This is a genomic window from Gammaproteobacteria bacterium, assembly GCA_016716465.1.
GTDB lineage: Bacteria > Pseudomonadota > Gammaproteobacteria > SZUA-140 > SZUA-140 > JADJWH01.
This window is the reverse complement of sequence record JADJWH010000002.1, coordinates 1-20,513: the sequence shown is the minus strand read 5'-3', so window position 1 is coordinate 20,513 and position 20,513 is coordinate 1. Positions and strand designations below refer to the sequence as shown.

The 20,513-nt window shown below is 64.9% G+C and carries 19 protein-coding genes; 12 read left to right on the top strand and 7 right to left on the bottom strand.

Features of this window, described 5'->3' with window-relative positions:
- Positions 1-45 precede the first annotated feature (45 nt).
- The 4 genes from rluD (at position 46) to phoU (ending at position 4,229) form a co-directional block, all read left to right on the top strand.
- The gene (gene rluD, locus IPM20_07440) at positions 46-1,029 is read left to right on the top strand and encodes a 23S rRNA pseudouridine(1911/1915/1917) synthase RluD (protein MBK9131455.1); all 984 of its coding nucleotides are present in this window, start codon (positions 46-48) and stop codon (positions 1,027-1,029) included.
- Positions 1,030-1,103: 74 nt separating this feature from the next.
- Positions 1,104-1,790, top strand: coding sequence for a phosphate regulon transcriptional regulator PhoB (phoB, locus tag IPM20_07435; GenBank protein ID MBK9131454.1), 687 nt, complete (start codon positions 1,104-1,106; stop codon positions 1,788-1,790).
- The gene (phoR, locus tag IPM20_07430) at positions 1,787-3,115 is read left to right on the top strand and encodes a phosphate regulon sensor histidine kinase PhoR (protein MBK9131453.1); all 1,329 of its coding nucleotides are present in this window, start codon (positions 1,787-1,789) and stop codon (positions 3,113-3,115) included. Before phoB ends, phoR begins: the two co-directional genes overlap by 4 nt.
- A 367-nt stretch (positions 3,116-3,482) precedes the next feature.
- On the top strand, positions 3,483-4,229 hold the full coding sequence (phoU, locus tag IPM20_07425) for a phosphate signaling complex protein PhoU (GenBank protein ID MBK9131452.1): 747 nt from the start codon (positions 3,483-3,485) through the stop codon (positions 4,227-4,229).
- On the opposite strand, the gene IPM20_07420 is transcribed toward phoU, so the two are convergent.
- Complete coding sequence (locus IPM20_07420; protein MBK9131451.1) at positions 4,209-5,471, bottom strand: MgtC/SapB family protein; 1,263 nt, start codon at positions 5,469-5,471, stop codon at positions 4,209-4,211. The two genes, phoU and IPM20_07420, sit on opposite strands and share 21 nt — an antisense overlap.
- A 236-nt stretch (positions 5,472-5,707) precedes the next feature.
- Positions 5,708-6,691 carry a hypothetical protein gene (locus tag IPM20_07415; GenBank protein MBK9131450.1) on the bottom strand — a complete coding sequence of 328 codons (984 nt, stop codon included), beginning with the start codon at positions 6,689-6,691 and terminating at the stop codon, positions 5,708-5,710.
- Positions 6,692-6,983: 292 nt separating this feature from the next.
- Between IPM20_07415 and IPM20_07410 the strand changes: the two genes are divergently transcribed.
- From IPM20_07410 to IPM20_07400, 3 genes are all read left to right on the top strand, one after another.
- Positions 6,984-8,546, top strand: a complete 1,563-nt coding sequence (locus tag IPM20_07410; protein MBK9131449.1) for a CHAD domain-containing protein — start codon at positions 6,984-6,986, stop codon at positions 8,544-8,546.
- Between the two features lie 14 nt (positions 8,547-8,560).
- The gene (locus IPM20_07405; GenBank protein MBK9131448.1) at positions 8,561-9,310 is read left to right on the top strand and encodes an AAA family ATPase; all 750 of its coding nucleotides are present in this window, start codon (positions 8,561-8,563) and stop codon (positions 9,308-9,310) included.
- Positions 9,311-9,445: 135 nt separating this feature from the next.
- Positions 9,446-9,964 carry a histidine phosphatase family protein gene (locus tag IPM20_07400; protein ID MBK9131447.1) on the top strand — a complete coding sequence of 173 codons (519 nt, stop codon included), beginning with the start codon at positions 9,446-9,448 and terminating at the stop codon, positions 9,962-9,964.
- A 108-nt stretch (positions 9,965-10,072) separates the two neighbouring features.
- Here the strand turns inward: IPM20_07400 and IPM20_07395 are convergent, their stop codons facing one another.
- Complete coding sequence (locus IPM20_07395) at positions 10,073-13,204, bottom strand: efflux RND transporter permease subunit (GenBank protein ID MBK9131446.1); 3,132 nt, start codon at positions 13,202-13,204, stop codon at positions 10,073-10,075.
- Positions 13,204-14,283: an efflux RND transporter periplasmic adaptor subunit gene (locus tag IPM20_07390; GenBank protein ID MBK9131445.1), complete on the bottom strand. Its 1,080-nt coding sequence runs from the start codon at positions 14,281-14,283 to the stop codon at positions 13,204-13,206. The genes IPM20_07395 and IPM20_07390 overlap by 1 nt, the downstream gene beginning before the upstream one ends.
- A gap of 296 nt (positions 14,284-14,579) precedes the next feature.
- Between IPM20_07390 and IPM20_07385 the strand changes: the two genes are divergently transcribed.
- Both IPM20_07385 and IPM20_07380 read left to right on the top strand, forming a co-directional pair.
- Entirely contained in the window at positions 14,580-15,032 is a 453-nt protein-coding gene (locus IPM20_07385) for an NfeD family protein (GenBank protein ID MBK9131444.1), read from the top strand.
- Between the two features lie 40 nt (positions 15,033-15,072).
- On the top strand, positions 15,073-15,918 hold the full coding sequence (locus IPM20_07380; protein MBK9131443.1) for an SPFH/Band 7/PHB domain protein: 846 nt from the start codon (positions 15,073-15,075) through the stop codon (positions 15,916-15,918).
- A 50-nt stretch (positions 15,919-15,968) separates the two neighbouring features.
- Here the strand turns inward: IPM20_07380 and IPM20_07375 are convergent, their stop codons facing one another.
- From IPM20_07375 to IPM20_07365, 3 genes are all read right to left on the bottom strand, one after another.
- A complete protein-coding gene (locus tag IPM20_07375; GenBank protein MBK9131442.1) occupies positions 15,969-16,313 on the bottom strand; it encodes a hypothetical protein in 345 nt (114 codons plus the stop codon).
- Between the two features lie 321 nt (positions 16,314-16,634).
- Entirely contained in the window at positions 16,635-16,931 is a 297-nt protein-coding gene (locus IPM20_07370; GenBank protein MBK9131441.1) for a porin, read from the bottom strand.
- The gene (locus tag IPM20_07365; protein ID MBK9131440.1) at positions 16,928-17,074 is read right to left on the bottom strand and encodes a hypothetical protein; all 147 of its coding nucleotides are present in this window, start codon (positions 17,072-17,074) and stop codon (positions 16,928-16,930) included. The genes IPM20_07370 and IPM20_07365 overlap by 4 nt, the downstream gene beginning before the upstream one ends.
- A 484-nt stretch (positions 17,075-17,558) precedes the next feature.
- Here IPM20_07365 and ppk1 point away from each other — a divergent pair, with 484 nt between their 5' ends.
- From ppk1 to IPM20_07350, 3 genes are all read left to right on the top strand, one after another.
- Positions 17,559-19,628 (top strand): polyphosphate kinase 1, encoded by a 2,070-nt coding sequence (gene ppk1 / locus IPM20_07360; protein MBK9131439.1) that lies wholly within the window; start codon positions 17,559-17,561, stop codon positions 19,626-19,628.
- A gap of 195 nt (positions 19,629-19,823) precedes the next feature.
- Positions 19,824-20,126 (top strand): antibiotic biosynthesis monooxygenase, encoded by a 303-nt coding sequence (locus IPM20_07355; protein MBK9131438.1) that lies wholly within the window; start codon positions 19,824-19,826, stop codon positions 20,124-20,126.
- A gap of 32 nt (positions 20,127-20,158) precedes the next feature.
- Positions 20,159-20,513 (top strand): hypothetical protein (locus IPM20_07350; protein ID MBK9131437.1); only part of this gene is annotated, 355 nt, incomplete at its 3' end.

Sequence of the window (20,513 nt, the reverse complement as noted above, 5' to 3'; positions counted from 1 at the left end):
TGGTCCGATATCCTTCTGAAAGAAATAGAGCCCATGGGGAGCGGTATGGCCACGACGGCGGGTGAAGCGGGGCCGCCGGTATATGAGCGGCGGCTGTCGGCGCGGATCCCGGACGCGCTGGCCGGCCTGCGCCTCGATCGCGTGCTGGCCGAGCTGTTTCCCGAGTATTCGCGCGCGCGCCTGCAGCAATGGATGGAGGAAGGGCGGGTCAGTATCGACGGACGGCATCCGCGCCCGCGCGACAAGGCGCGCGGCGGGGAACAGGTCGAACTGCTGGCGCGCGTGGAGCCCGACACGGCCTGGCAGGCCGAGGCGCGCGCGCTCGACCTCGTCTACGAGGACGCCGATCTGCTGGTGATCAACAAGCCGCCGGGTCTGGTGGTGCATCCGGCGGTCGGCAACCGGGCGGGGACGCTGCTCAACGCCCTGCTGCACCACGCGCCGGAACTCGCGCTGCTGCCGCGCGCGGGCATCGTTCATCGCCTCGACAAGGACACCAGCGGACTGCTCGTGGTGGCGCGCACGCTGGAGGCGCACAAGCGGCTGGTCGCCGCGCTGCAGGCGCGCGCGGTGGAGCGCGAGTACGAGGCGGTGGTCTGCGGCGTGGTGACGGCGGGCGGGCGCATCGACGCGCCGATCGGTCGCCACCCGACCCAGCGCACCCGCATGGCGGTGCGCGAGCACGGCCGCGCGGCGGTCAGCCACTACCGGGTGCTGGAGCGCTTCCGCGCCCACACCCATGTGCGGGTCAATCTGGAGTCTGGGCGCACGCACCAGATCCGCGTCCACATGGCGCACATCCGCCATCCGCTGGTCGGCGACCCGGTATACGGCGGACGCCTGCGCCTGCCGGCCGGCGGCGCCCCCGCGCTCGCCGAGGCCTTGCGCGGTTTCCGGCGCCAGGCCCTGCACGCGCGCAGGCTGGCGTTGACGCATCCCGCGAGCGGGGCGGAGATGGAATGGACCGCACCGCTGCCGGAGGACATGGAGGGCCTGCTCGCGGCCCTGCGCGCGGATATGTTGCAGTAGCGTGACACTGTCATAATCGTGCAATATGACCGGGCTACCCTGCACGCATCGAAAAAGGATCGGATGAGTCCGTAATGATGCCCAAGTTGCTGCTGGTGGAAGACGAGGCGCCGGTGCGCGAGATGCTGAAGTTCGCCCTGGCGGATGAGGACTTCGAGATCATCGAGGCCGCCGACGCCGGCGAGGGCTTCACCCTCATGCGCGGGCAGCGGCCGGATCTGATCCTGCTTGACTGGATGCTGCCCGGCATGAGCGGAGTGGAATTCGCGCGCCGCCTGAAGAAGGATGTCGCGAACCGCGACATCCCGATCATCATGCTGACGGCGCGCGCGGAAGAGGACGACAAGGTCAAGGGCCTGCAGGAGGCAGACGACTACATCACCAAGCCATTTTCGACCCGCGAACTCAAGGCCCGGATCCAGGCCGTGCTGCGGCGCACCGCCCCGGGCGGACAACAGGAGCTGATCCAGGTCGGCGCCCTGTGCCTGGACCCCATCGGGCACAAGGTGACCGTCCAGGGCGAGGAGATCGACATGGGGCCGACGGAATTCCGGCTGCTCCATTTCTTCATGACCCATCCGGAGCGGGTATACACCCGTGAGCAACTCCTGAATAATGTCTGGGGACAGAACGTCTATGTCGAGGAGCGTACCGTCGACGTGCACATCCGCCGCCTGCGCAAGGTGCTGGCGACCACCGGATATGACCGCCATGTCCAGACGGTGCGTACGGTAGGGTATCGCTTTTCCACGCAGGTATAGGCTTGATCGGCTACTGGCTGAGGGAGCTCGGGCGTTTGACGCTGATCCTGGCGGCCAGCCTGGTGGTTGGAGCCGTGTTCGGGCTGCACCGCGAGTCCCTGGTGATCGGCCTGCTGCTCTTCCTGGGCTGGCACCTGATCAAGCTGCACCATTTCGCGCGCTGGCTGATCCACGGCTACGAGCCCGAGGCCGGTTTCTCCGAGAATATCTGGAGCGAGCTCTACTACCAGGTCTACAAACTGCGCGAACGCGGGCGCAAGCGCGAGCGCAAGCTCAAGAACCTGGTCGAGCGCTACCGCCAGTCGGCCGCCGCCTTCCCGGACGCGGCCCTGGTGCTGCGGCGGGACAACGCCATTGAGTGGATGAATGAGGCGGCCGCCACCCTGCTGGGGCTTAATCTGGTGCGCGACATCGGGCAGCGCGTCGACAATCTGGTGCGCCCGCCGGCCTTCGTCGAATACCTGCAGTCCGGCGATTACGTCGAGCCGCTGGTGCTGGGTTCGCCGGTCGATAACGCCTCGACCATGCAGATCTACATCGTGCCGTACGGCGACAACCAGCGCCTGCTGATCGCGCGCGACATCACCAAGCTGCACCGGCTCGAGGTGATGCGGCGCGACTTCATCGCCAACGTTTCGCACGAGCTCAGCACACCCCTGACGGTGATCAGCGGCTATCTCGAGAGCCTGGTCGGCAAGCCGCGCAAGCCCGAGCAGATCGAGCAGGCGCTCAGGCAGATGCAGCAGCAGACCGATCGCATGCGCAACCTGGTCAACGATCTGCTGCAGATCTCCCGCCTCGAAATGAACGAGATCCAGGAGGACGAGGCGGACGTCAATGTGCCGGCCATGTTGCACGGCCTGCTGGCCGACGCCAGGATGCTCGGTGGCGAGCGCCGCCACGAGATCGTCCTGGAAGCGGACGAGTCGGTCTGGCTGCACGGCGTCAACCAGTATCTCTACAGCGCCTTCGCCAACCTGGTGCGCAATGCCGTGCAGTACACGCCGGGTGGCGGGCGGATCGTGATCCGCTGGTACGCTGATGCCGCGGGGGCGTGCTTTTCGGTGGAGGATACCGGGATCGGCATCCCGCCGCACCTGATCCCGCGGCTGACCGAGCGTTTCTACCGGGTCGATACCGGGCGTTCGCGCTCGGTGGGTGGCACCGGGCTCGGCCTGTCCATCGTCAAGCACGTGCTGCGCAATCACCAGGCGGTACTGGAGGTCAGGAGCGCGCCGGGCCAGGGCAGTACCTTTCTGTGCCGTTTCCCGCCCTCCCGCGTGGTGCGCAAATCGGGCGAGGCGGAGATTCGCCTGGTGAAATAGGCGCGGCGGGCCCGGGTTCATCGAAACTTCCCCGTCCCGTCATTCTGCTGTCACAAGGGTTTCCTACAGTAAGGTACGCGGCGGTGAGCGGAGTGATCCGCGAAGATCCGCCGCGTCCCCCTCTCGCCCTCAACCCTCTTGGGGGCTCGGGCCGCGCCTGCGGCCTTTTTTTTTTGGCAAGGACCGTGGCTGCCGCGGTCACGATGTCAAGAATCTGTAATGTTACAGTCCTATGATGTTGGCCGTGCACCTGTGGTGCGTCCACCCCGGGCGGGCGGCGGTATGCCGGCCGGGAAAGCGCGCTATACTAGGGCCAACTTCCCCATTATTGCGGACGGGGCATAGTCGCGTCCGCCGGAGGCATATCATGGAAAGCATGTTCGGGCACCATATCTCGGCCCAGTACAACGAGGAACTCGAGGATCTCCGTAACCGCGTGCTCAACATGGGCGGCCTGGTGGAGCAGCAGATCGCCGACGCGGTTACCGCCCTGGTCGACGGCGACGGTGAGCGCTGCGAACTGGTGATCAACCGCGACGTGAACGTCAACTCGATGGAGGTCGAGATCGACGAGGAATGCACGCGCGTGCTGGCGCGTCGCCAGCCCGCCGCCGGCGACCTGCGCCTGATCGTCGCGATCATCAAGACCATCACCGACCTGGAACGCATCGGCGACCAGGCGGAGAAGGTCGCCCGCATCGGCCTGCATCTGATGGAGATGGAGCGGCCCAAGAACCGCTATATGGAGATCTACAACCTGGGCGAGCATGTGCGCCTGATGATGCACAATACCCTCGACGTATTCGCCCGCCTCGATCCCGAGGCCGCGCTCCAGGTGACGCGCGAGGACAAGAACATCGACGATGAATACGAGGGCGTGATGCGCCAGATGGTCACCTATATGATGGAGGACCCGCGCACCATCCGCCGTTCGCTCGACATCATGTGGTCGCTGCGCGCGCTGGAGCGCATCGGTGACCATTCGAAGAACATCTGCGAATATGTGATCTACCTGGTGAACGGCAAGGATGTGCGCCATCTCAGCCTGGAACAGATGGAAAACGCGGTGCGCGCCCGCCAGACGCGCGCCGGCTCAGGCAAGCAGGGACAGTAGTTCCGCGAGGTAGAGCCCGAGCGCGCCGGCCGCGAGGGTGAGTCCGAACACGGGCAGTACCCGCCGCGCCATCTCCCGCCCCGCGATCCCCGCGGCGAGCGCACCCTTGACCGCCGTGTTGACCAGCGCCGCGATCACGATGCCGCGCGCGGCGGTGTGTTCGGCGATGGTTCCCTGCGCCATCTGCGCCAGCGACAGCGTGATGGCGTCGACGTCGGTAATCCCGGAAATGGCGGCGGCCGCGTAAAGCCCTTCGTGGCCGAGCCACGCGTGCATGCCGTTCGCGAGCAGCATCACCAGCGCGAGCAGGGCGCCGAACTTCAGCGCCGGCAGCAGTTTCATCGGATTGCCCAGTTCCAGTTTCGATTCCGGGGACAGATCCGCCCGCCGTCGGCCCAGCCACCAGGCACCGAGACCGGCGGCGCCGGCCATCAGGCCCAGCGGGACAGCCAGCATCGGCAGCAGCGCGGGATTGATCACGGCGACCGTTGCCAGCATGCGCGGGAGCATAACCGCCGAGGCGAGCACGATACCGGCGGCCAGGACGCCGTCGGTGTGGCGCTCTCGCGCGAGGCGCGAGAAGGTCAATGTTGTCAGGGTGGATGAGACCAGTCCGCCGAGCAGCCCGGTCAACAGAATGCCGCGCCGCGCGCCGGCCCATTTGATCGCCACATAGCCGGCGAACGACAGCGCAGCGATCAGGATCACCATCCACCAGATGCGGTAGGGATTGAGCGCCTGCCAGGGTCCATAGCCCTGGTCCGGCAGCGCGGGCAGCACGACCACGGAGATCAGCAGCAGCTTGATGACCGCGGTCAGGTCCTGGAACTCCAGCCGGCGCAGCCAGCGGTGCAGCACCGGCTTGAGGCTGAGCAGCGCCGTGGTCAGTACCGCCCCGGCAGCGGCGATTTCCACCTGTCCGAGCGGCGCGAGCGCCCCCAGGGCGAAGGTGACCAGGGCGGCGATCACGGTGGTGATGCCGATGTCGCGGTTACGGCGCACGTCCTCGCGGTGGGCCAGGATCATCAGCGCGGCCAGCACCGCGAAGGCCAGTCCGAACGTCAGCGCGCCGAAGCGTTCCGCCAGTACCGCCCACAGGCCGCCGAGAAATCCGATCAGGCCGAAGGTGCGCAGGCCGGCGATGCGCGAGCCTTCCGGCGCGGCGCGTTCCTGCCAGCCGCGCTCGAGACCCACGAGCAGACCGATGGCGAGTGAGACGATGAGCTGGATGAAAAGGTCCATCGGGGCGGGACAGATACCTGTGGCGGGCCGCGTTACGGATATCTAACCACTCCCGTCGTCCCGAGGCAACGCGCGGACGACCGCGCGGCGGTTACCAGTGCAGGGCGCGGTAACGCGAAAACTTCTTGTACTGATGCTGCTGGATGCGCGTGAGGATGTCGTCCAGCGTGCGCACCGATCTCATGAAACGCCCTTGAGCCATCCCCCCGGTGAACTCGGCCGGTCTGGCGCCCTGGTCAGGCTCGAGCCTGGGCGCCCAACGGGAGTGGGCGGCCCCGCCAGGATTTCCTCCTGAATCTCGGCCATGCGCTCCCGCCGAGTCGCGCGAGGTCGCCGCGCGGATCGCGCCGGGGAAAGCGCCCGATCGTGCCCAGGATCAGGTCGGGCAGGTTCATTACCGCGCGCCGGGTCTCGATCTTGGCGACGATGGCGAGGTGCGATGCCTGGCGCTGCGCCAGCTCTTCGATCAATTGCTCCATGTCGTCCATCGTTTCGACGAAGGAGAATCCGACCATGCGGCAAGACGGGGCGTCGAGGCTGGGCCCCGGTCGCGCGGCGCCGGCCCCGGCCATCACGTTGATGTAGCGCTGTTTGCCGCGGGTGTCCCGGAAACTCAGGCGATCGCCCTCGCGCAGGGCGCCGTACAGTTCGGGTGACAGGTGAACCCGGCACTGCCCGGCCCCCGCATGTGCCGGCAAGTCCTCCGCGTCGAGGCCGGTCTCGGCTTGCGCGCTGACGTTGCGCGCGAGCTTCTCCCATATCTCCGGATCGTCATGGGCGCAATTGATGCGTGCGCAGTTCATGCCTGCGGCGAGGAGATCCCGGATGAGCGGATAATCCTCCGCGCTCTCGCCTGGCAACGTGACCATGATGCGGGTATAGCGATTGGAAGGGTCCGCGCCGAGGATGCGGCGGGTATGTTCCGCCAGCAGGTCTCGCCCGGCCCGCGGTCCCCCCGGCACTTCCGGCGTGGCGTCGTCCGGCTCGCCGCCAAGGAGGCGGATGACCTGATCGAGGGTCTGCAATACATGCGCCTCGCAGCGACCGAGCGAGGAAATCCCGGTATCGGACAGGCTGTCCTGCAGCGAACGCAGATCGAAGTGCCGCAGGGCCAGATAATGGGCGAGATTGCGCGCACTGGCGGTGAATCTGCCGTCGGGATAGCGGCTCCGGTACTGCTCGAGACGCTTTTCCGCCCTGGGCAGGGTATCCCCCCCCAAGACTGCGCAAGCCTACCCCCCCCCCACCCCCCCCCCCCCCGGGGCGCTTGCCTTGCAACAAACGGCTGATTCTTGCACACTTAGCCGTGGAGACTGCTTCCGACGACCCCGTCGCCAACTCGCAAACGGACTGCCATTTGAATTCATGACCGCCGCCCAGGACTGGCAGGCTGCGGTTTAGCGGTATTTGCCCTTGTAGTCGCCGGGGGCGGAATGCCGCACGGTCCGTGCGCAGAGTCGTCACTGTGGAAGCCAAGGCAACGGGGATGCCGTTTTTCAGGCCGGAAAGTTTATGTCTTTAAATAGCTATCAGTACATCATGCCGCGCGGCATAAACGCCGAGGGTCTGGCGGAGATCCTGCGCGGGCACGGTCTGCGACTCGAACTGCACCCTTCTTCCGTCACCGAGCGGGATTTCTACGACACCTTCGATTGGCGCCTGTACGCCGCCGGTTTCGTGCTGTTCATCGATCGCTCCCGCGAGGCTTCCCGGCTGCATCTGCGCGCCCTCTCCGACGGTCTCGACATCATCAGCGTCGCCGCGCAGGAGGTCCCGGGTTTCGCCCATGAATTGCCCGCCGGGGCCATGCGTGACCGCCTGGCGCCCGTGGTGGAGTCGCGGCGTCTGCTCGATATCGCATCGCTCAAGTGTTCCAGTCGCTGCTTCAAGGTGCTGGACGAGGAAAACAAGACGGTGGCGCGCGTGCTCATCGAGCGGCACGGCGTGGTGACCGGGGAGGGCACCCGCCGGCTTGGCCTGGGCGAGCGTCTGGTGGTGGCGCCGGTACGCGGGTATCCCGAGCCTCTGCAGCAGTTGCGCGCGCTGTTCGAGCATCAGCTCGGCCTGGTCCGCTTGAACGGCACCGCCCTCGAAGAGGCGCTGGCCGCGCTCGGCCGGCATCCCCTGGACTATTCCTCGAAACTGCGCATACCGCTGCATGCGGAGATCCCGGCGGGGGAGGCGGCACGCCGCATCCTGGCCGCCCTGCTCGACACCATCGAGGCCAATGAGGATGGCGTGCGCCAGGATCTCGATCTCGAATTCCTGCATGACCTGCGTGTCGCGGTGCGCCGCACGCGCTCTCTGCTGGGTCAGATGAAAGAGGCGTTGCCGCGTTCCTGCGTGCACTACCGCCAGGAGTTCGCCTGGATCGGGCGCTCGACCGGCGCGGTGCGCGATCTCGATGTGCAGACACTCGGGTTTCCCGCCCATGCCGCAGCGCTCAGCCCGAGCGGCATGAGCGACCTCGAGCCCCTGCGCGAGGCCATGCGCGCCCAGCGCAGCCGGGAGCGCTGTGGCCTGCTCGAAACCCTGGCCTCACCGCGTTACCGCAGGCTCAAGAAGGACTGGCGCGCCCTGCTGGAATCGAAGGATGCGACGGCCTGGGCCGCCACCGACGAAGCGCGCCAGCCTGCGCTTGCGGTCGCCTCGGCGATGATCCGCCATCGTTACCACAAGGCCTTCAAGGTGGGCGCCGCGCTGACGCCGGAGTCCCCCGACACCGAGATGCACCGGCTGCGCATGCAGTGCAAGAAACTGCGCTACCTGCTGGAATTCTTCGCGGCCCTGTTTCCGCGCGACGACGTCAAGCACCTGGTCAAGTTGCTGAAGGGCTTGCAGGACAACCTGGGGGAATTCCAGGATCTCAGCGTGCTGCTGGAGGCGCTGCCCGCGTACGCGGAAAAGCTGAATGGCGGCGAGCGCGCCAATCGCGCCCGCAATGCGCTGGGCCCCTTGACCGAACATCTGCTCCGGCGCAAGGGCGAGGTGCGCGCGGAGTTCGCCGCCGTGTGGGCGAAATTCGCCCATCAGCAGCACCAGAATCGCTTCAACAGGTTATTCGGTTCGGACTGACTCTAGGAGATTCAATGAAGGTAATCGCCTGTTACAACATCAAGGGCGGAGTGGGCAAGACGGCTTCGACGGTGAATCTGTCGTATCTGTCGGCGCGAGAGGGTTTCCGCACCCTGGTGTGGGACCTCGACCCGCAGGGGGCCTCGAGTTTTTATTTCCGCATCCGTCCCACTGTGGGCGCTGGAGCGGCGGGGCTGGTGCGCGACGAGCTGTCACTGGAGAAAGTCGTCAAGGGCACCGATTACGAGAATCTGGATCTGGTGCCGGCGGATTTCTCCTATCGCAACATGGATCTTTTCCTGGACGGCGAGAAGAAACCGAAACAGCGCGTGGAGAAGCTGCTGAAGCCCCTGGAGGAGACCTATGACTACGTCTTCCTCGATTGTCCGCCGGGTATCTCGCTGTTGTCGGAGAACGTCTTCATGGCGGCCGACGTGCTGCTGGTGCCGCTGATCCCGACCACGTTGTCGCTGCGCACGCTGGACCAGCTGCTGCAGTTCTGCCAGCAGGAGGGGCTGAATGATTTCAGCGTCCTGCCGTTTTTCACCATGGTCGACGCGCGCAAGGCGCTGCACCGCCGCATCGTCGAGGAGTTGCCGAAGCGCATGCCGAACGTGCTCACCAACCACATCCCGTACAGCAGTGAGATCGAGCAGATGGGCCTGCGCCGGGCGCCCGTGAACATCTTCGCCGGGCATACCCGACCCGCCCATTGCTATGAAGATCTGTGGTGGGAAATCAAGGTCCGGCTCGAATGGCTGTAACGCCATACTGAACGCCACATACTGCATACTGTGCATGCATACTGGGGACAGATTTATTTTTTGCAGATAACCTGTATCTACTAAGCCGAATTTCTTAAAAATAAATCTGTCCCCAATTTTCAGGAGGGCGATGGCATGACGACACGGACCCTGCTTATCCTGCGCCACGCCAAGTCGGATCGCGACGGCGACGCCGTTGATGATTTCGCGCGTCCGCTCTCCGCGCGCGGGCGGCGCGACGCCCCACGCATGGGCCGCTGGCTGCGCGCGCACGGACTGAGACCCGACTTCGTGCTGAGTTCGCCCGCCTTGCGTACACGTCAAACGACGGAAGCGGTGCTGGAGGCGCTCGAACTGCCGCAGGACCGCCTTCGCTACGACGACCGCCTGTATCTCGCCGGGGTCGATACCCTGCTCGCCGTGATCGCGGAATGTCCCGTCCGCACCGGGATGCTGCTCCTGGTTGGTCATAATCCTGGGCTCGAGGAACTGCTGGAGCGGCTCAGCGCCGAAGCCCCGCCGCGCAACGCCGCGGGCAAGCTGCTCACCGCCGGGGCGCTCGCGCGCCTGTCGATGCGGCAGACCTGGAAGAACCCGATGCCCCATGGCGCGGCCCTGATCGACCTGGTCCGTCCACGCGAGTTGGAAGACTGAATGCAAATTCGGGGACAGATTTATTTTCTGCAGGCTAACCTGTCTGTACTAAGCCAAATTTACTAAAAATAAATCTGTCCCCAATTTTAAATCTGTCCCCAATTTTTTCTACGAGGGTTGCGTCGCATCCTGGCGCGGTTCCGGCTGTGCCGCCGTCTCCTGTTCCAGTTGCCGCGCGACGTCGCCGGGCGAGCCGGTGCGGCGTGCCAGCAGCTGATAGGCCACAGGGACGACGAACAGGGTGAAGAAGGTCGCCGCGATCACGCCGCACAGGATGACCGTGCCGATGACGGCGCGGGTCTCGGTGCCCGCGCCGGAAGAGATCAGCAGCGGTATGGCGCCGGCGGCGGTCGTCAGGTTGGTCATGATGATCGGGCGCAGGCGTATCTCGGCCGCTTCCATCAGGGCGTCATGGAACGGCCTGCCCGCGTCGCGCAGCTGGTTGGCGAATTCCACGATCAGGATGCCGTTCTTGGCCGCCAGTCCGACCAGCATCAGCAGGCCGATCTGGCTGAAGATGTTGAGCGACATCCCGAAGGCATACAGTCCGAACAGGGCCCCGATCATCGCCAGCGGCACGGTGAGGATGACGATGAGCGGATGGATCCAGCTCTCGAACAGGGCCGCCAGCACGAGGAACACGACCGCGAGGCCGAGCAGGAAGATGAAGGTGATCGAGCCGCTGCTGAGCTTGAAGTCGCGCGACTGACCCTTGTAGTCGATGATGACGTTCGGCGGCAGGTTCTCGCGCACCAGGTTTTCCAGGTAATCCAGCGCATCACCCAGGGCGAGCCCGTCGGCCAGGTTGGCCTCCAGCGTGATGGCGCGCACGCGGTTGAAACGGTTGAGCGAGATCGAGTCGGCGAAGTCTTCCAGCGTCACGAGGTTCGACAGCGGGATGAGTTCGCCGCTGCGATCGGAGCGGATATAGATGTTCTCCAGGCTCGCGGGCGAACGCTGCGCCTCGCGTTCACCCTGCAGGATGACGTCATATTCCTCGCCGTCGTCGAGGTAGGTGGTGACGCGGCGCGATCCCAGCAGAGTCTCCAGGGTGCGGCCGATCGCGCTGACGGTGACGCCGAGATCGGCGGCGCGGTTATAGTCGATGGTCACGCCGAGTTGCGGCTTGGTTTCCTTGTAATCCCAGTCGAGACCCTGCAGCCCGGGGTTGTTCTCATTGATCTTCGCCAGCAGGATGTCGCGCCACTGCGCCAGTTCCTCGTAGGTGCCGCCGCCGAGGACGAACTGCACCGGCTTGCGGGTGCGGCCGCCGAAGCCCTGCCGCATGACGGGAAACGCCTGTACCCCGCTGAGCCCGTCGAGGCGGGTGCGTACGTCGTCCATGATGTCCCAGGCCGAGCGCCGCTTGCCCCAGTCGTTCAGCACGACGATCGCGATGCCGCGGTTGAAGATCTCGACATTGCCGAAGGCGGTCGGCGCGCGCACCAGCAGGCGGGTGATCTCGCCGTTCTCGACCAGCGGCATCAGGCGCCGCTCCACCTCGTCCATATAGCGGGCGATGTATTCGTAGGAAGCGCCCTCCGGCGCGGTGACCATGACGAAGAAGGCGCCGCGATCCTCCTTGGGGGTGTATTCGCTCGGGATCTCGCGCAACAGCCAGAGGGCGGCCGCGAAGATGCCGATGAAGACCACGCCGACGACCCAGGCATGCCGCAGCGTGCCGCGCAGCGCGACATGATAGCCGCGCCGCACCGCGCCGAAGACGCGGTCGATGGAGTCGGTCAGCCGGGTATGCCCGGCGCCGCTCAGCACCTTGGAGGCCAGCATCGGTGACAGCGACAGGGCGACGAAGGCGGAGAAGGCGACCGCCGCCGCCATGGTCAGGGCGAATTCGGAGAACAGGCGGCCCAGGTCCCCCTGCAGGAAGACGATCGGCACGAACACCGCGATCAGCACGATGGTCGTCGCGACGACGGCGAAACCGACCTGGCGCGTGCCGCGGAAGGCGGCCACGAGGCGTGACTCGCCGTACTGCTCCATGCGGCGGTGGATGTTTTCGATGACCACGATCGCGTCGTCGACCACCAGGCCGATGGCCAGCACCAGCGCCAGCAGGGTCAGGATGTTGATGGAGAAGCCGAGGATGTGCAGCACCGTGAAGGTGGCGATCAGCGACACCGGCACCGTGACCGCCGGCACCAGCGTGGCGCGCGCGCTGCCGAGGAACAGATAGATCACGCCGATGACCAGCGCGATGGCGATCAGCAGCGTCTTGTAGACCTCGTGGATGGCGCCCTCGACGAACACCGAGGAATCGTAGCTCTGCCGGATCTCCATGCCCTCCGGCAGGGTGGGATTGATGCGCGCCGCCTCCTCCTTGGCCAGGCGCGCCACCTCCAGGGTATTGGCGGTGGACTGCTTGATGATGCCGATGCCGACCATCGGGACGCCGTTGCCGCGGAAGAACAGGCGGTCCTCCTCGGTCCCGCGTTCCACGCGCGCCACGTCGCCGAGCCGGACCAGGTAGCCGTCGGCCCCGCGCGCCAGTACCAGTCGCGTGAAATCCTCCGCGGTGGAGAACTGCCGCTGCACGCGCACGGTGAACTGGCGGTTGCCGGAGTCGATGCTGCCGGCCGGCAGCTCGACGTTTTCGGCGCGCAACGCATCCTCCACCTCGGTCACCGTCAGGTTGCGCGCCGCCAGCGCCTGGCGGTCGAGCCAAATGCGCATGGCATAGATCTGCTCACCGCCGATGCGCACCCGCGCCACGCCGCTCAGCACCGAGAAGCGGTCGATCAGGTAGCGGCTGGCATAGTCGGTGAGTTCGGGGACGCTCATGCGGTCGCTCGCCAGATTGAGCCACATGATCACGTCCTCGTTGCTGTCGACCTTCTGGATCTCGGGCGGATCGGCCTCGTCCGGCAGGTCGTCGATGATGCCGGCGATGCGGTCGCGCACGTCATTGGCCGCCGCGTCGATGTCGCGGTCCACCTCGAATTCAATGGTGACGCGGGAGCGGCCGTCCTCGCTGCTGGACTCGATGAAGCGGATGCCCTCGACGCCCGCAATGCGGTCCTCGACCAGCTTGGTGATGCGGGTCTCGACCACGTTGGCGGAGGCCCCGCGGTACGATACCTCGACCGAGACCACCGGCGAGTCGATGTCGGGGTATTCGCGCAGCGGCAGGCGTTCGAAGGAGACCAGCCCGAAGGCGATCAGCAACAGGGACAGGACGGTGGCGAAGACCGGCCGCCTGACCGATACGTCCGACAGCATCATTAGGGCATCTTCTCCAGCAGCTTCGCCAGCGGCACCGTGCCGTCATCGACGGCCACGATGTCGACCTGATCTCCTGGCTTGACGCGCGTCGTGCCGTGGGTGACGACCTTGTCGCCGGCGACCAGTCCGTCCAGGATTTCGGCCTGGCCCGGACGGCGCGCGCCGAGACGGACCTCGCGTCGCGCCACGGTATTCCCAGCGTTCCCGTCCACCACCAGCACGAACTGCCTGTCGCCGAGCGGCATCAGCGCCTCCTCCGGGATTACCAGGCCCTGCCGGATATTGCGCAGCAGATTCACCTGCATCAGCAGCCCGGGGCGCAGGCTGCGATCGGCGTTCGGCAGCACCGCGCGGACCAGCACCGTGCGCGTCACCGGATCGATGCGGCTGTCGATGGCGGTGACCACGCCGTGGAACTCGCGCGCGCCGTAGGCGGCGGTGACGGCGAGGACCGGCAGCCCGGTGCGCAGGCTGTCCAGATACAGGCTGGGCACGGGAAATTCCAGCTTCATCCGGCTGTCGTCGTCCAGCGTGGCGATCGGGTCGCCGGGCTCCACCAGCGCGCCGAGACTGACGTTGCGCAAGCCGATGACGCCGGCGAACGGCGCCTTGATGAGGCGATCCTTGAGGCGCGACTCGATCGCGCCGAGGCGCGCCCGCGCGGTTTCCAGGTCGCGCCGGCGTTCGTCGAGCAGCGAGGCGGCGGCGGTGCCCTGCTGTTGCAGGGATTGCACGCGTTCATACTGGCGCCGCGCCTCGTCGACGGTCGCGCGCGCCTCCTCGAGCTGCGCGTGCTCCTCGTCGCTGGTCATCTCGACCAGCAGTTTGCCCGCGGCAACGCGGTCGCCGTCGTCGAAGTGGATTGCGCTCACGGTCTCGGTGATGGAAGAAGACAACTGCACCGATTCGTTGGCCTTGAGCGTGCCGAGGGCCTCGATACGATCGTCGAGCTGCTGGATCCGGGCCTCGGAGACGATCACTGCGGTGGCCGCCGCCGCGGGGCCGGCCGCGAGGAGCAGCGCGGCGGTAAGGGCAAGGGCGGGGTGGCGAAAACGGCGGGGGCTGGGCGCGGCGGGCACGACTATCTCCTTGTGCGGAGTGGTGAAATAACTGCGAATGACAATCTACCGTAACAAAAAATCGGTATGGCTGTCGATGCCCTCGGCGCTATCGGCTTGAGTATTCGTGTGCACGTTCACACATTACATGGTGTCGCAACCGCACTCCGCGCGGGACCGGCGACCATCGGCGGTGCCGCGCCATAGCAGGCCCGCACCGGCGGATACCACTGTCGGCGCGGCGCCGTTTGCGGTAACGTATGGGCGTCCACGGCGCGGGGCGCCGTCGCGGGGCATCCACGGAGAAAGGAAGGCGTATGGACTACGGGATCCAGGACTGGCACTGGCTGGTCTTCGGCATGCTGCTGATGATCGCGGAGATCTTCGTCGCGACGTTTTTCATCTTCTGGTTCGGGCTGGGCGCGCTGATGGTGGCCGCCGTGCTGTGGTTCCACCCGGCACTGGGATTCGGCACGCAATTGCTGCTGTGGGCGGTGTTCTCCTCGGTGTTTGCCATCCTCTGGTTCCGCTATTTCAAGCCATTGATGACCGACCACACCAAGGCCGGCATCGCGCGCGAGGCGATCGTCGGCGAGACCGGCCAGGTCATTCGCATCCCGGCCGGAAAGACGCGCGGCGTGGTGCGCTTCGCGACCCCGTTGCTGGGTTCGGAGGAGTGGCCGTTTCTGTGCGAGCAGGCGGTGGAGACCGGCGACCGCGTCGTTGTAAAGGATATCTCGGGCAACACCCTCATCGTCGAAAAACGATGAAGGCCGGGGGCTTCAATCCATCGACAAGGAGTGGACTGCCATGGTAGTCGTAGCGGTGTTCGTCGTGCTGGTGATCATCACCATCGGGCTGGGGGTGCGCATTGTCCCGCAGGGCTTCAAGCATGTGGTGCAGCGTCTCGGCAAGTATCACTCCACCTTGGGCCCCGGTCTCAACATCATCGTCCCTTACATCGACAGCGTGGCCTACAAGGTCACGACCAAGGACATCGTGCTCGACATCCCCTCGCAGGAGGTGATCACCCGGGACAACGCCGTGATCATCGCCAACGCCGTCGCCTACATCAACATCATCGCGCCGGAGAAGGCGGTCTACGGCGTGGAAGACTATGCGCTCGCCATCCGCACCCTGGTGCAGACCTCGCTGCGCGCGATCGTCGGCGAGATGGATCTCGACGACGCGCTGTCCTCGCGCGACCAGATCAAGGCGCGGCTGAAGACCGCGATCTCGGATGACATCGCCGATTGGGGCATCACGCTGAAGACGGTGGAGATCCAGGACATCAATCCCTCGCAGACCATGCAGAAGGCGATGGAGGAGCAGGCGGCCGCTGAGCGTCAGCGCCGCGCCACCGTGACGCGCGCCGAAGGTGAGAAGACCGCCGCCATCCTGGAGGCCGAGGGCCGCCTCGAGGCCTCGCGGCGCGACGCCCAGGCCCAGGTGCTACTGGCCGAGGCGAGCCAGATGGCGATCGACAAGGTGAGCCAGGCGATCCGCGACCAGGAACTGCCGGCCGTCTATCTGCTGGGCGAGAAATATATCGAGGCCGTGCGGCAGTTGTCCGGCTCGCAGAATTCCAAGATCGTCGTCCTGCCCGCGGACCTTCCGGCCGCCGTGCGGGGCATCATGAGCGCCCTGGGAAAATAGCGGGTAGGGCCTCAAATGGAGACCCCTGAAAAGGCGCCCCGAAGGTCAGATCAGGGGAATACCGGATTACATGAACTTGCCGCTGAAGTTCTTGACGATGCCGAAGCTAAGGGAAGAAGATCGCGCCCAGGCACAGGCGCAGACGGCGTGCCAGTGGTGGGCAAGCCGACACCGTCTAACCGGTACGTAGCGCCGTCGTCGTTGCTGACGCTGGCGAACAGCGCGTAGAGTTCGGTGTCCTTCGACAGCTTCTGCGAGACACCCAGCGCCAGGTAGGTGGCGCCGGTCTCCTCGGCGACATCCAACTCGTCGGCCTGGCCGAGGGCGAGCTTCAGTGTCGTCTTGTCGCTCATCTTGTGCATCACGCCGAGGTAGAAGGCATCACGGCTTGACATCAGTGGTGCCCGATTCGGCGTATTCGAAGATGAAGCTGAGCTTGGTGCCCTGGCCGAGGTCCCAGCCGGCGCCGAACTTGATGGCCTGCGGCATTGTCGGTCGGCTCGCCGGTGGCGGCCTAAAGGCCGTAGCTTTCCGTCGCGAGGCTCAGCGACAGCGGGCCCTGGTTGTAGAGCCGGCCAGGCTGAAACCGGTGTTGTCCGGTTCTTCGGCGTCCGGCAGGTCGTCGTCGGCGGCCCCGATGCCCAGGATGTAGGCCGCCCTGGAACTGGAAGCCGCTCATATCGGGCGAGATGTAGAGGATGGTGTTCGGCGTGCGCTCATCGAAATCGACCGCCGTTGATGGAGCCGATGATGGCGTTGTAGTCGCCGCGCGTATCGCTGTACATATCGTTGGTCGCCATCTTGTACGGCGTGTCGTGTTTTCCGAAGCGCACTTCGCCGAAGCCGTCTGCCAGCCCCACATAGGTGTTGCGGCCGCTGCCCAAGCCGCCGGAATCCAGGTCGATCATGGTCTCGGCCTGATAGGTTACGGTCAGGCCGTCGCTGATCTGCTCGTTACCTTTGAACCCGATGCGCGAGGCGTCGTTGGTGAACGCCAGGGTGCTGTCTGTCATTGGGCACCTTTGTCATCATTGCTGGAAAAATCGATCGAACCATGGGCCTTGCCGTAGACCTTCAGGGCCGCCGAAGCGTTCGCCATCAGGAAGGGGAGCGCCAGCATCCCGGTCACAGCAATTGCGATACTCTTTCTTTTCATTTCAGTCTCCCTTGGTTTTGTCATGACAATGTGCTTTAGATTGGTGGTTCTCTTCGTGAAGGCAGAAGCCCGTATTGCATCCATAATCCGCCTAATGCCGCAATTCCTTCGGGTCGCATTTTTGCGACAGGTGGATTGACGTGATTTGCGTGGCGCCTCAGTCACTAAAGCAGGACCAGTATCACCGCGCTGCATTATCAACACAGGGCGGATTATGTTGCTCCAAATGTTTCAGCTTTATGACAGCGCAGACGAGAAAACATGGCGACTTTCATGTGGCAGCCTTTGGCCGTCTTAATGAGCGTATTCTAAATATAGAAGTTGATTGCTTGTCATTGAACTACATCAATACGTCTAGTAAGCCGTGATATACTCCCAATTAATATATGGAATATACCGCGATGGGCGGGGATAGCCTGTCATAAATTTGTAATACGCCGAACCTATGCTCGACAAATCGCCAAAAACCCCCGGTTCGGGTGACATGGACCTGAAGCAGCCCGATCTCTACATCAACCGCGAACTCAGTCACCTCGAATTCAATTGGCGCGTACTGCTGCAGTCGGAGGACGAAAGCGTCCCGCTGCTTGAGCGTCTGAGGTTCCTCTGCATCGCCTCGACCATCCTCGACGAGTTTTTCGAGATCCGCGTGGCGGGCTTCAAGCAGAAGGTCGATGTCGGCTCGTCCCAGAGCGGACCGGACAATCTCTCGCCGGCGGATGTCCTGAAGACAATCCACGCCCGCGCCAAGATGCTGGTGAAGCGCCAGTATCAGATCCTGAACGAGGTCGTGCTGCCCAGGCTGGCGGAGCACAATATCCGCGCCATCCGCCGTTCCGACTGGACCGAGAAGCAGGAGGCCTGGCTGCGCAAGTTCTTCCACGACGAACTGCTGCCCATCCTGAGTCCACTCGGGCTCGATCCCGCGCATCCGTTCCCGCGCATGCTGAACAAGAGCCTCAACTTCATCGTCTCGCTCACCGGGAAGGACGCCTTCGGGCGCAACAGCGGACTTGCCGTAGTACAGGTCCCGCGTTCGTTGCCCCGTATCATCCGTCTTCCCGAGGAAGAGACCGGCGGCGGGCCGCACGACTTCGTGTTCCTGTCCTCCATCATCCACGCCTACGCCGATGACCTGTTCCACGGCATGAGCGTCACCGGCTGTTACCAGTTCCGCGTCACCCGCAACAGCGACCTGTTCGTGGACGAGGAGGAGGTCGATGACCTGCTGCGCGCGGTGGAAGGGGAGCTGTTCTCGCGCCACTACGGCGATACGGTGCGGCTCGAGATCGCCGACAACTGCCCTGACGATCTGGTCGAGTTCCTGCTCGAGCAGTTCGGGCTGACGCGCGACGACCTCTACCGGGCGGACGGTCCGGTCAATCTCCACCGCCTGATCGATATCGTCGACACGGTGGACCGACCGGAGCTGAAGTTCCCGTCGTTCACCCCCAGCCGCCCCGCCCAGCTCATCGCCGGCGTCGACATGTTCGAGGCCATCCGCAAGGGCGACATCCTGCTGCACCATCCCATCGAATCGTTCGCCCCGGTAATAGAGTTCGTGCGCCAGGCCGCGTCCGATCCGCACGTGCTCAGCATCAAGCAGACGCTGTACCGTACGGGCGCGGACTCGGCGATCGTCGACTCGCTGGTCACCGCCGCGCGCGGCGGCAAGGAAGTGACGGTCGTCATCGAACTGCGGGCGCGCTTCGACGAAGAGGCCAATGTGAAGCTCGCCAACCGGCTGCAGGAGGCGGGCGCCCATGTCGTGTACGGCATCGTGGGCTACAAGACGCACGCCAAGATGCTGCTGGTGGTGCGGCGCGAGGGCCGGCAGCTCAACCACTACGTGCATCTGAGCACCGGCAACTACCACTCGCGCACCGCCCGCCTGTATACCGACTACGGCCTGTTCACCTGCGACAAGGCGATCGGCGAGGATGTGCACAGCGTGTTCCAGCAACTCACCAGCCTGGGCAAGGTGGTCAAGCTCAACCGTCTGCTGCAGTCGCCTTTCACCCTGCACAAGGGGCTGCTGCAGAAGATCCAGCGCGAGGCGGACAACGCCACCGCGGGAAAACCCGCGCGCATCATCATCAAGGTCAACGCCCTGATCGAGCCCCAGCTCATCCAGGCGCTCTATGCCGCCTCCCGGGCCGGCGTCGATATCGAGCTGGTCGTGCGCGGCATCTGCAGCCTGCGTCCCGGGTTGACCGGGATCTCCGATCGTATCCGCGTGCGCTCCGTCATCGGGCGCTTTCTCGAGCATACGCGCATCTATTATTTCGAAAATGACGGCGCCTTCGAGATCTATTGCTCCAGCGCGGACTGGATGGAACGCAATATGTACCGCCGCGTCGAGATCGCCTACCCGATTCTCGACACCCACCTGCGCAAGCGGATGTACAAGGACCTGCAACACTATCTCAAGGACAACCTGCAGTCCTGGATCCTCAACACCGACGGCAGCTACGATCGCATCGGCGTCAAGGGCCGCGCGCATCCGTTCTCGGCGCAGCAGGCGCTGCTGGAATCGCTGGCGGAGCGGGCCTGAACACTTCCGGTGTCAGGAAGGTTCGTCGTTTCGTTCGGATGACTGTAGTGCGGTATTGTTAACTCGATAATCATCCCATCTCTCAATCCACTTTCAAAGGGCGAGGCCCCCGGTTCTGCGCTCTTCTGCCGGTGGTCTCGCGCCTCGCATGGGTATATGATGCCTTGGGCATGGGTCGCATCAGGAGGTGATCCGATGTTTATCGCAATGAACCGGTTCCGGATCGTGCGCGGGCGGGAGGACGAATTCGTCTCCGTATGGAAGAACCGCGAGAGCCACCTCGAAGGCGTGCCGGGATTCCGGGAGTTTCATCTGCTGCAGGGACCGACGGACGCCCAGGCGACGTTGTTCGCGTCGCATTCACTGTGGGATTCCCGCGCCGCCTTCGAGGAATGGACGCGCTCGGAGGCGTTCCGGCGCGCGCATGCGAATGCCGGTACGGCGCGGGATCTCTATCTGGGGCCGCCGCAGTTCGAAGGTTTCGACGCGGTAATCTGAGGCGGCCGGTTTCGGGCGGGATGCGCGCGTTCATGTCCGTCTTCCTCACGCGTACAGCGGGTCTGCTCATGATGCTGGGTCTGACGGCTCCGGTATTCGCCGCCACATATGTCGCCCCGTCCGGTTACTTCCAGATCATCGGCTACAAGCTCCAGCGCGGCGGTCCTGATCAACTCTCGGTGGCGGGCTGGGTGCAGGCCCTGGCGGACTGTCGCGGCGCGGAAGTCCTGTTCGATGTGCTCGACCGTGCGGGCGCTCCGGTTGGAACGATCCGCGTCAGGCACGGCGCCTTTTCCCGTCATGATCGCTGGGATCTCGGGTCCGGAGAGTTCGCGCCGAAGGGTCTCGTCGCCGCGGAGGCGATCGCCGCCGCGGATCATGTCGAGG